General features: G+C 64.4%; 14 protein-coding genes. 7 read left to right on the forward strand and 7 right to left on the reverse strand.

Annotation, left to right across the window (positions count from 1 at the left end; all coding sequences use genetic code 11):
- Nucleotides 1-320: 320 nt before the first annotated feature.
- From vapB to KBZ07_RS11115, 3 genes are all read left to right on the forward strand, one after another.
- Nucleotides 321-557: a type II toxin-antitoxin system VapB family antitoxin gene (gene vapB / locus KBZ07_RS11105; protein WP_197151981.1), complete on the forward strand. Its 237-nt coding sequence runs from the start codon at nucleotides 321-323 to the stop codon at nucleotides 555-557.
- Nucleotides 558-565: 8 nt separating this feature from the next.
- Nucleotides 566-964: a type II toxin-antitoxin system VapC family toxin gene (locus tag KBZ07_RS11110; RefSeq protein WP_254931672.1), complete on the forward strand. Its 399-nt coding sequence runs from the start codon at nucleotides 566-568 to the stop codon at nucleotides 962-964.
- Between the two features lie 115 nt (nucleotides 965-1,079).
- The gene (locus tag KBZ07_RS11115) at nucleotides 1,080-1,955 is read left to right on the forward strand and encodes an aldo/keto reductase (RefSeq protein WP_254931673.1); all 876 of its coding nucleotides are present in this window, start codon (nucleotides 1,080-1,082) and stop codon (nucleotides 1,953-1,955) included.
- A gap of 8 nt (nucleotides 1,956-1,963) precedes the next feature.
- Here KBZ07_RS11115 and KBZ07_RS11120 read toward each other — a convergent pair whose 3' ends face one another.
- The gene (locus KBZ07_RS11120) at nucleotides 1,964-2,473 is read right to left on the reverse strand and encodes a DUF456 family protein (protein ID WP_315860163.1); all 510 of its coding nucleotides are present in this window, start codon (nucleotides 2,471-2,473) and stop codon (nucleotides 1,964-1,966) included.
- Nucleotides 2,474-2,659: 186 nt separating this feature from the next.
- Between KBZ07_RS11120 and KBZ07_RS11125 the strand changes: the two genes are divergently transcribed.
- Nucleotides 2,660-3,427, forward strand: a complete 768-nt coding sequence (locus KBZ07_RS11125) for a hypothetical protein (protein ID WP_254931675.1) — start codon at nucleotides 2,660-2,662, stop codon at nucleotides 3,425-3,427.
- On the opposite strand, the gene rsmH is transcribed toward KBZ07_RS11125, so the two are convergent.
- Together rsmH and KBZ07_RS11135 are read right to left on the reverse strand one after the other, a co-directional pair.
- Entirely contained in the window at nucleotides 3,420-4,304 is an 885-nt protein-coding gene (rsmH, locus tag KBZ07_RS11130; protein ID WP_254931676.1) for a 16S rRNA (cytosine(1402)-N(4))-methyltransferase RsmH, read from the reverse strand. The genes KBZ07_RS11125 and rsmH overlap by 8 nt on opposite strands.
- Nucleotides 4,297-4,902 (reverse strand): hypothetical protein, encoded by a 606-nt coding sequence (locus tag KBZ07_RS11135; RefSeq protein WP_254931677.1) that lies wholly within the window; start codon nucleotides 4,900-4,902, stop codon nucleotides 4,297-4,299. Before KBZ07_RS11135 ends, rsmH begins: the two co-directional genes overlap by 8 nt.
- A gap of 100 nt (nucleotides 4,903-5,002) precedes the next feature.
- On the opposite strand from KBZ07_RS11135, the gene KBZ07_RS11140 reads away from it, so the two are divergent.
- Together KBZ07_RS11140 and KBZ07_RS11145 are read left to right on the forward strand one after the other, a co-directional pair.
- Nucleotides 5,003-6,187: an NAD(P)H-quinone oxidoreductase subunit H gene (locus KBZ07_RS11140; RefSeq protein WP_254931678.1), complete on the forward strand. Its 1,185-nt coding sequence runs from the start codon at nucleotides 5,003-5,005 to the stop codon at nucleotides 6,185-6,187.
- Between the two features lie 55 nt (nucleotides 6,188-6,242).
- The gene (locus tag KBZ07_RS11145) at nucleotides 6,243-6,584 is read left to right on the forward strand and encodes a DUF2752 domain-containing protein (RefSeq protein ID WP_315860164.1); all 342 of its coding nucleotides are present in this window, start codon (nucleotides 6,243-6,245) and stop codon (nucleotides 6,582-6,584) included.
- A 59-nt stretch (nucleotides 6,585-6,643) separates the two neighbouring features.
- Here KBZ07_RS11145 and KBZ07_RS11150 read toward each other — a convergent pair whose 3' ends face one another.
- Nucleotides 6,644-7,804 (reverse strand): cyclopropane-fatty-acyl-phospholipid synthase family protein, encoded by a 1,161-nt coding sequence (locus KBZ07_RS11150; RefSeq protein ID WP_254931679.1) that lies wholly within the window; start codon nucleotides 7,802-7,804, stop codon nucleotides 6,644-6,646.
- 178 nt (nucleotides 7,805-7,982) lie between these two features.
- Between KBZ07_RS11150 and KBZ07_RS11155 the strand changes: the two genes are divergently transcribed.
- Nucleotides 7,983-8,507, forward strand: a complete 525-nt coding sequence (locus tag KBZ07_RS11155) for a thioesterase family protein (protein ID WP_254931680.1) — start codon at nucleotides 7,983-7,985, stop codon at nucleotides 8,505-8,507.
- Here the strand turns inward: KBZ07_RS11155 and KBZ07_RS11160 are convergent.
- The 3 genes from KBZ07_RS11160 to KBZ07_RS11170 all read right to left on the reverse strand — a co-directional run.
- Nucleotides 8,485-8,676 (reverse strand): hypothetical protein, encoded by a 192-nt coding sequence (locus tag KBZ07_RS11160; protein ID WP_254931681.1) that lies wholly within the window; start codon nucleotides 8,674-8,676, stop codon nucleotides 8,485-8,487. The two genes, KBZ07_RS11155 and KBZ07_RS11160, sit on opposite strands and share 23 nt — an antisense overlap.
- Nucleotides 8,676-8,954 carry a TM2 domain-containing protein gene (locus KBZ07_RS11165; RefSeq protein ID WP_254931682.1) on the reverse strand — a complete coding sequence of 93 codons (279 nt, stop codon included), beginning with the start codon at nucleotides 8,952-8,954 and terminating at the stop codon, nucleotides 8,676-8,678. Before KBZ07_RS11165 ends, KBZ07_RS11160 begins: the two co-directional genes overlap by 1 nt.
- 19 nt (nucleotides 8,955-8,973) lie before the next feature.
- On the reverse strand, nucleotides 8,974-10,134 hold a 1,161-nt coding region (locus tag KBZ07_RS11170), incomplete at its 5' end, for an AMP-binding protein (protein ID WP_315860165.1).

A 10,134-nucleotide genomic window follows, 5' to 3' on the forward strand; every position in this document is an offset into this window, starting at 1 on the left:
GCGGCCGCCTCAATCCGCTTCGGGTTGGGGCGGGACAGCACGGAGGCCGAGATCGATCTGGCCCTCGCGGCGGTGACGGAGGCGGTCATCTCGCTGCGCCGCTGAAGGTCCGCCATCGCAGAGCGGCAGGACCGCACATCCCGTCACGTCGGTGGCTCGGGGGCACCGCCACCGGCATCCTCCGATTCGACGCCGACGGCAGCGGAGCCACGTCCACAGCCCTTGAGGTGACCCTGCTCAGCTGAGGCCTCAGACGCCAGAACCAGCCAACCGCCAGACCCATGGGATAGACTGTATGGATATCCCATTGCGCAGCAGCCATGGTGGCGGTCACCAAGCTCTTCCTCAGCAACCGCAGCCAGGCCGTGCGCATCCCGGCCCCGCTGCGGTTGCCGGATTCCGTGACAGCCGTTGAAGTGCGCGCCTGCGGCCAGGAACGGATCATCGCCCCGGTGGGCAGCAGCTGGGACAGCTTTTTCCGCGACGGCCCCACCGCCTCCGACGACTTTCTGGCTGAGCGCCCATCCCAGGGTCAAAGCGAGCGGGAATCGCTCTGAATCAGCCGATGCTCCGCTATCTGCTCGACACCAACATCTGCATCTACGTGATCAAGCAAAGGCCCCAGGAGCTTCTGAGCAGCTTCAATCGCCACGCTGGCCATATGGCAATCTCCACGATCACCCTGGCGGAACTGCTGCATGGCTGCGAAAAGAGCAGCGATCCCAGCCGCAATCTGGCGGTTGTGGAGAACTTCTGCAGCCGCCTCGAAGTGCTCGCCTATGGGCCCAAAGCGGCCCGCCACTATGGCCAGATCCGCACCGATCTGGAACGAAAAGGCCAACCCATCGGCGTCAACGATCTGCACATTGCTGCCCACGCCCGCAGCGAAGGGCTCACCCTGGTGAGCAACAATCTGCGGGAGTTCAACCGAGTGCCGGGGCTGCTGCTGGAGAACTGGATCTGAGACCCTTCGCCTCAGGCCCCCAGCACGGTGGTGATCAGCACGAACTCCACCACCCCCAACAGGGCGAGCATGGTAGCTGGATTTAGGCTTTAACACTATATTTGAGATCAAATCTATGCAGCCTTCTCTTTTATTCGGCAATACTGGCCATTGCAGTAGCAGGTTGATCTTCGGGGCTGCCGCACTGGGGAACATGAGCCAGGAAAACGCCGACGCCACACTCGCGGTCGTCTCCCGTCGAGGCATTAACCACATCGACACCGCCGCCTGCTACGGCGCCTCCGAGCAACGGCTCGCCCCTTGGCTCGCCAGCAAACGCGAGGAAATATTTTTGGCCACCAAGACCGGCGAGCGCGAAGGTTCCGCTGCCCGCGCCGAACTGGAACGAAGCCTCGAACGGATGGGTGTCGACTCGGTAGACCTGATCCAACTGCACAATTTGGTCGAAGCTGATGAATGGGAACAGGCCTTCGCCCCAAACGGCGCAGTCGCATCGCTCTTCTTGGCGCGCGAGGAGGGATTGTGCCGCCACATCGGCATCACCGGTCATGGACAGCACAGCGCCGCTATGCATCTGCGCAGCCTCAGCCGGGCCAACTTCACATCGGTCTTGCTGCCGTACAACCACATGCAACTCGAAGACGACAGCTATGCCAGCGACGTCGAAAAACTGCTGAGGGTATGCTCAGAGCGGAATGTAGCAGTGCAAACGATAAAGGCCCTAGCCCGGAGACGCTGGAGCGAAGGCGACCAACAACATTTCTCCTGGTACGAACCCATTGACGACATCGAGATCGCTACCCGGTCAATTCACTTCGTACTCGCCAACCCCCAGCTATTTCTCAACACTTCGAGCGACGCCCGTCTGCTGGAACTCACCTGCGACGCAGCCGAGTCCTTCAAGGGCATAGGACCTGACCCCAAGCAATTAGCGAACGACCGCCTGACGCACTCGATGGCACCGATCTTTGACTCCCCAGCCCCGCGGTGAGCTGCGGCTCAGCTCGTCAGCCAGATGAAGCCCAGCACCCCCACCAGGGCGAGCAGGGCCTGGGCCAGGCGGCTCACCAGCATCCCCGCCACCACCGCCAACCCCACCTGTATGGCCCGACCCGGGGCGCCGCGGGCCGCCAGCCACTGGGCCAGGCTCGCCCCCAGGAAGGGGCCCAGCACCAGGCCCAGCACTGGTCCGCCCAGGGGCAGGGCCGGCAACAGACCCAGCAGTCCCGCCAACAGCCCCACCCCCGCCCCGATCGGGGCCCAGCGACTGGCCTGCAGCCGGGCAGGTCCAAGCAGCAGCCCAAGGGCCTCAGCCGCCCAGCCGAGCAGCAACAGCAGCCCGGCTAGGAGCAGCGGCGGCCAGGCGGCATTCCAGCCCACCGCCCACAGCCAGAGCAGGGCCCCCAGGGGCAGCAAGGCCAAACCCGGCAACACGGGCAGCAGGGAGCCGGGGATCGCCAGCAGCTGGATCCCCAGGGCAAACCACCAGACCAGCGCTGGCTCAATCACCAAACTTGCTCAATCAACAAACTGGAAAAACCATCAAAACTGAACCAACCATCAAACCTGGTCCAATCATCAAAACAGGCCAACCATAAAAATCGGCCCTGCCATCAAACCGTTACGGGCCGGCTGCGGAAACCTGTCTCGATCGCTACCGTCAGGCCCAACTACCTGACCCAATTACCTCTGACCATGGCCCCTACCCCCGCAGGCGACAGCCGCCTCAATGTGCTGCAGGCTGTCGAAGAGGGCTGGGCAGCCTTCTGTCGGGCTCCCTGGGTCTTTTTGTTGTTTGAAGCCCTCTCTGCGGTGATCCTGCTGCCTTTTGCAGCCCTCAGCGCCGTGGGCGGAGCCCGCCTGGCCGAAGTCAACGAGCTGATGGTCGTGCACCCCGTCGGCGCCTGGATAGCCCTGATCGTTGGCGTGATCGGCTATGTGATCGTGGCCCTCTGGACCGTCGTCGGCCTGACCCGCGGCGCCTGGCTGAGCCTGGAGGGGCGCAAGCCCTGCTTCGCCGACTTCACCCGTTGGGACCGCCCCGCCAGCGCCCGCCTGCTCGGTTCAGCCATCCTGCTGGCAATCCTGGTGGCAGTCGCCGGAGCCATCGCCGCCCTGATCGGTGCCGGTTTGGGCAAGCTCAACGAGGCCCTCACCGTGATCCCGATGGTCGTGGTGGCCATTTTCTTCATCTGGCTGCTGGTCACCCAGAAATTCCTGATCCAGGTGTCGCTGTTTGGCACCCCTAAGGCCACCGCCACGATCGGCGCCGGCATGAAGGGGGTGAACCCCAGCTGGTGGATGGTGCTCTGGCTCGGCATTGTCGAAGGGGTGATCCACTCCATTGCTGCCCTGTTCAGCTACGGCGGGCTGCTGGTTGTGGTTCCGGTGGTGCTGTGCATCTCCACCGCCGCCTACCGCCAGCTGTTCGGCAGCGAAGACCGCACCGGCCTGCTCAACTGAGCCGCCGCCGGGCAACCCGCAACCGGGCACTGCGGCTGCGCGGATTCGCCTCCGCCTCTTCCGGCGTGGCCTGAATCGCCTTGCGCGTCAGCCGCTCCAGCCGCCCATCGCTGAGGAAAGCGGTCTTCACCCGCCGATCCTCCAGGGAGTGGAAGCTGATCACCCCGAAAAGGCCGCCGGGTACCAGCCAATCCGGCGCCGCCGTCAGCAGCCGATCGAGAACACCCAGCTCATCGTTCACGGCGATTCGCAGGGCCTGGAAGGTGCGGGTGGCGGGATGGATGCGGCCCCGCCGCGCCTTGGGGGGGTAGCAGCCAGCGATCACATAGGCCAGGGCGGCGGTGCCGCTGAAGCTCCCTTCCTCGGCCAGGTGCTCCTTAATCTTGCGGGCGATGCGGCGCGACAGGCGCTCCTCGCCGTAGGCATAGATCAGATCGGCCAGCTCCGTCTCGTCCAGCCGGTCGATCAACTCCCCGGCGGTCTCGCCGGCCTCGGGGTTCATGCGCATGTCCAGCGGGCCGGCCAGCCGGAAACTGAAGCCCCGCGCCGCCACGTCGAGCTGGGGGCTGCTTACCCCCAGGTCGGCCAGCACCGCCACTGCCGGCTCGGCCGGGATGTAGTCGGCAAAGTTTGTGGCCACGATCGTGACGCGATCAGCAAACGGGGCGAGGCGCTCGGCGGCGGCGGCACGGGCACTCGGATCCTGGTCCAGCCCTACCAGGTGCAAGCCGGGATTGGCCTGCAGCAGCAGGGCGCTGTGGCCGCCGCCGCCGAGGGTGCAATCGATCAGCAGTCCTTCGAGCTCAGCAAAGCTTTCCAGCAGCGGCTGGGCCAGCACCGGCAGGTGGACAAAGGCTGCGCCTTCGGGGTCAGCCATGGGCTGCCGCGGAGGGCAGCAGCCAACGGGCCAGCCGCTCTCCCCAGGCTGCTCGCTGCTTAGCCAGCCAGGATTCACTCTGGCGGAACTGGCGGCAGAGGGCCGGCAGTTCCTGTTCCAGCTCGGGATAGCCGAGGGCCTCCAGCAGGGTCTTCAGCAGGCCCAACTCGGCCGCTCCCCCCTCACCATCGGCCGCCGCAAACAGGCAGTAGCAACGACCCACCGCCAGCCGGTGGGCGCCATCACCAAGGGCGGCCAGGCCCGCGCCGATGCGGCCCAGGTCGGGGCTGTCCCGCATGTTGATGCTGCGCAGCTGGCTATCGGAGAGCTTGAGCCGAGCCAGGCATTCCCGGTAGAGCTCCCATTCCTGCTGGCCAAAGCGGCCATCGGCCAGGCTCAGGGCCAGGGCACCCTGCACGATCACCAGGCCCTGGTCGGTGGCCTGTACGGCCGGGGGCAGCGCCGTTACCAGGCTGCTGACCAACCGCTGGCGCACCTGGGCAGCACGACGCTGGCTCGGGGCCAGCAACCAGGCCGACAGAGCCCCTGCAGGCCGGGCCAGGAGGCGGTGCAGAAAAGAGCGTTGTCGCCGGGCCATGGGTGAACTGCCGCGGGAATCTCGGCCAACCTTAGGGAGAGTGACTACGGGGCCACAAGGTTTCCTAAGCTGGTATGAACGCCCTACAAGCCACGGCCCCATGACGCAGCTGGAAACGCGCACGGAGCCGATGGTGGTCAACTTCGGCCCCCACCACCCCTCAATGCACGGGGTGCTGAGGCTGGTGGTGACCCTCGATGGCGAGGACGTGGTGGATTGCGAGCCGGTGATCGGCTACCTGCACCGCGGCATGGAGAAGATCGCCGAAAACCGCACGAACGTGATGTTCGTGCCCTACGTGAGCCGCATGGACTATGCGGCCGGCATGTTTTACGAAGCGATTGTGGTGAACGCGCCGGAACGGCTGGCCGATGTGCCCGTGCCCAAGCGCGCCAGCTACATCCGCGTGCTGATGCTGGAGCTCAACCGCATCGCCAACCACCTGCTCTGGCTTGGCCCCTTCCTGGCGGACGTGGGCGCACAGACACCATTTTTCTACATTTTCCGTGAGCGGGAAATGATTTATGACCTCTGGGAAGCGGCCACCGGCCAGCGACTGATCAACAACAACTATTTCCGCATCGGTGGTGTAGCCGCAGACCTGCCCTACGGCTGGCTGGAAAAGTGCCTCGACTTCTGCAACTGGTTTGGTCCCAAGATCGACGAATACGAGAAGCTGATCACCAATAACCCGATCTTCCGGCGGCGGATCGAGGGCCTAGGGGTGATCAGCCGCGAGATGGCGATCAACTGGAGCCTGTCAGGCCCAATGTTGCGCGCCTCGGGCGTGCCCTGGGACCTGCGCAAGGTAGATCACTACGAATGCTACGACGACTTCGACTGGTCGGTGGTGACAGAACAGGAGGGCGATTGCTTTGCCCGCTATCGCGTTCGCGTCAAAGAAATGCGCGAATCCCTGAAGATCCTGCGCCAGGCATGCCAGATGATCCCAGGGGGGCCCACCGAAAACCTCGCGGCCCGCAAGCTGGCAGAAGGCAAGGGTGGCCCCTCCTCGGCCTTCGATTTTCAATACGTGGCCAAAAAAGTGGCCCCTACCTTTAAGATACCAAGCGGCGAGCTTTACACCCGGCTGGAATCGGGCAAAGGCGAAATCGGTGTGTATATCCAGGGCAACGACGACGTCACCCCCTGGCGCTTCAAGATCCGCGCCGCCGACTTCAACAACCTGCAGATCCTGCCCCACATTCTCAAGGGGGCCAAGGTGGCCGACATCATGGCGATCCTCGGCTCAATCGACGTGATCATGGGCTCGGTAGATCGCTGAATAGCCTGAACTGCTGACCCCGTTTCTGCGCCGAATTCAACAGGCAGGCTTCCTGTTGCCCGCCGGCCTCACCGGCTATCTCTGGCTCAAGGGCGGCTACTCCCACCTGCCGGGATGGAGCTGCCCACTGCGGGCGCTCACCTCCATCCCCTGCCCCACCTGCTTTCTCACCCGGGCCACCGAGCTGGCGTTGCGGGGGGATCTGGCGGGTTCGCTGGAGCAGCACGCCTTCGGGCCGCTGGTGGCCGCGGGGCTGATCTCGTGGAGCATCGCGGCGTTTCGAAAGCGGCGGTTGCGGCCCCGCACTCTGCCCACCTGGCCCCTGGCCTGGGCGGCGGCGGGGCTGCTGGGCTACTGGATGTTGCGCCTTGGGCTCGGCGCCTTCCCCTCGGGGTGAGGGCAGCAAGGAGGGGAACAAAGGAGGGAACAGAGGAGGGAACAGATTGCCTTCAGCGCTCAGGCATGGGTCATTAAGTATTGGCCATTACCATTGAATTCACCATCGCAGGTGGCAAAAATTGTGCCAAGCAACAACAGGTAAAATCGCCAGATGCGCCTAAATATTGCATATTCCATGCCGTAGTCCAAGTGACTTACAAGGTCCTGCGAAGCATCGAATCGATCGAGCCATGCGGTGAGCGTCCGATGGTAGTTGGATCCATTCATATACCAACGCTGAACGGTTTTGAGGTCGACACTGTGGCTTGGAATGGCGTCATGGTTCCAATAGCGACCGCCGGGGAAAATGTACTTATCGGTAAAACCTGAGGACATGTTATTCGGAATCCGCACGGTGATGATGTGAATCAAAGCCTTCCCCTGGGGCTGCAGCAAGGAGGCCAGTCTGGCGAAGGCCTTTGTGAGATTACCCACATGGCAAAACACCCCAACGGAGATGATCTTGCTGAATTTTTCCAGGAACACCACCTCATTAATGTCGCCCTCTACGAGGGTGAATCGCCCCGAGCTCAGCTGGCTGCGCGGATCATTCATCTTCGCTCGCATGTAGGCGCATTGACCTCGGCTGAGATTTACGCCGGTACAGCGCAAATTGGGAAATTTAGAAAGAATATAATTGGGCACACAGCCCCAGCCGCAGCCAAAGTCGAGAAGGTGATCGCCATCCTCAATGCCCAACCGATCAATCATCTGGTCAATCATGTGTCGCTGGGATGCTTCCAGATCCTCAGCGCCTTTTTCCCAGAACCCAGTGCTGTATTTGGGATAGATGGGCTCCCAGTCACCCAGCATCTGATTCAGCATCTGCTGCGGCCGGTCGTACTGAATGTCCATCAGTTCCTTGGCTGATTCGGCGATCCGATCCGACTCGTTCAGCACCCATTCGTAAGGCGCCAGCAAGGCGGGGAAGTGGCGGAACAGAATTGGCATCGAGGCATGGATCATGCCTCGATAAAGGGCATCTGGAATTTCGAGGCCGTTGATATAGGCTTCGGCCATCGCCATCTGGGTGCTGTTGAAGCCCGCTGCCAGGAGGCGGCTGCAGCGATAACCAAGCGATCCGGCGGAAGGCTGACGCAACACCTTGGGATCGAAACTGGAAAGGTCAGAGGGCTGATCGAAGCTTGCAGTAGTCATATAAAATCTCGGGTTGATCATTTCTCACTAGATCCAGCCTCAGCCAGATTTCGATGGCCAGTCCCCAGCTGGTTACTTTCTTTACAGCTATATGAAAGGGGTCAACCAGGCCTGGCCTGCGATTTACAGCAGCTCTGCTCCGCCCTGCCGCAGCGGAGATCTGAACAGGGCAGAGTTGGCTATTAAATCAAGCAAGCTCATGACTGCTGGGGCCCTTGGCACAGAGGCGGATGGCTCCGCACCAGAGAGAGTTGACCCCGGCAGCTGGTTGCTGCTCTGCCGCAGCGTGCGCTTCGGTGACACCGACGCCGCCGGCGTGATGCACTTCCACCAGTTGCTGGGCTGGTGCCATGAGGCCTACGAGGAGAGCCTGGAGCGCTTCGGCATTGCGGCGGCGGAGGTGTTCCCACGCCCGGGCCATACCCCTGCCGTCGCCCTGCCGATCGTCCATTGCCAAGCCGACTTCCTGGCGCCCATGGCCTGCGGCGATCCCCTGGCGATCAAACTGGACCCCCGGCGGATCGATCCGGGCTGCTTTGAGCTGAGTTACACCTTTCACCGCGGCAAGCCCAGCGATGGCCAACCCGTGGCCCGCGGCCTCAGCCGCCACCTGGCGATCAAAAGCGCCAGCAGGGCCCGTTGCCCCCTTCCAGACCCCATAGTCCGCTGGCTGGAGGCCTCTGCAGCCAGCGGCGCGATCCTCAGCCCTTCTGAGGCCTGCTGAACACCACAAACAGGGCGGCCAGTTGCAGGGGCAGCAGGCAAGCAAGCTGGGCCAGGGGATGGAATCCCTCAGGGGGAATGGCGGCCAGGCTGGCAAAACTCAGCGCCGCTGCCAGGCCCAGGCCCAGCAGGGGCCCGCGGCGCAGGGCAGCGGCGGCAATTGGTGGCATCAGAACCACTCCCTCTGAGCATCGATATACATCTCCTGGAATTCCTCCGGCGTTTTGGTGAGATAAATGATGCCTTCGATCAGGCCGATCACCCCCAGCGCAAAGCTGGCAACGCCGCAGGTCACCACTCCGCCAACCACTGACCCCACCAGCATGATCACCCCAGGCCTGGTGTAACCCAGCACAAATTTGTGCACGCCAAAGGCCCCCAGGAAGATGCCCGTCAGGCCCGCCGCCAGTTTGCGGTTGCTGAGTTCCGAATCGCTGAGTTTGGTCATTTTCCCTACCCCGGTGGTGTCAGCCCATTGGCCCAGCTTCTAGCGAGGCCAGCCACTGCTGCCAACAATGACGCTGCCATTTGCCATCAGCCGTGGGGGCCAGCTGCCCGCATACCACCCAGCGCTGGGGCCGCTCCGCGGGGGGCCAGGCCTGGCTGTAGGCCGCCAGATTCGCCAGCAGCGCCTCCGGATCAGCCCCGGAGTGGGGCCGCACCAGGGCGACCAGCCGCTGGCCCCACTCCGGATCGTTCACCGGCAACAGCAGCAGTGCCTGCAGGGGCAGACCTGCCAGCGCCGCAGCCGCCAGCAGGCGTTCCTCCAGCTCCTCGGGGAAGACGGTTTCTGCGCCGCTGTGGATGGCCCCATCGAGGCGGCCCCGCACCAGCAGACCATCGGGCCCCAGCTCGCCGCCATCGCCGCTGCACCACCAGCCCGCCCCGTTGCGCGGCAGGGGCTGCAGCTGGCCGGCCTCCAGCCAGCCAGGGCTGAGCCGGCTGGCCCGCACGGCGATGGCGCCGCTGGCAGCTTCGATCTGCAGCTCCACATCGACCAGGGGCTGGCCGCAGCCGCTGACGCCAGCTAGGAAGAGATGCGGCACCAGGGCACACACCATGGCGGCGGTTTCGGTGGCGCCGTAGCAGGGGGCCAGCCGCAACCCCGCGCTGCGGGCTCGCCCGGCCAGGCTGGCGGGCAGGGGAGCGCCGCCCAGCCAGATCACCGCCATCTGCCGCAACCACGCCAACCCCGCCGGTGTCGCCATCAGCCGTTGCAGCTGGGTAGGCACCAGGGAGAGCAGCACGGGGCGATCGCTGGGCAGGGGCAGCGCCGCCGCCACCGCCTCCGGCTGCCGCAGCAGGGCTGGCTCCACCCGCTGCACACCGCAGCCCCACTGCCTGGAGCGCACCAGCGGCAGCAGCCCACTGACGTGGTGCAGCGGCAGGGGGTTGAGATGCAGGCAGGCCGCCGGCTCAATGCCCTGGGCTGCCAGCCAGGTGCCGGTGGCCGCCGCCGAGGCCTGCAGGTGCGAGAGGGGCTGCAGGCACCACCGGCGCCGGCCGCTGCTGCCGCCGCTGCCCACCAGCACACCCGGCCCCCACCCCTGCAGCCGCTCGAGCACGCCCGCGGGGCCAGCCGGGCCGAAGGCCGCCGCCAACTCAACCTGCTGGGCGGCAGAGGCCAG

The sequence above is a fragment of the Cyanobium sp. BA20m-14 genome, from assembly GCF_024346295.1.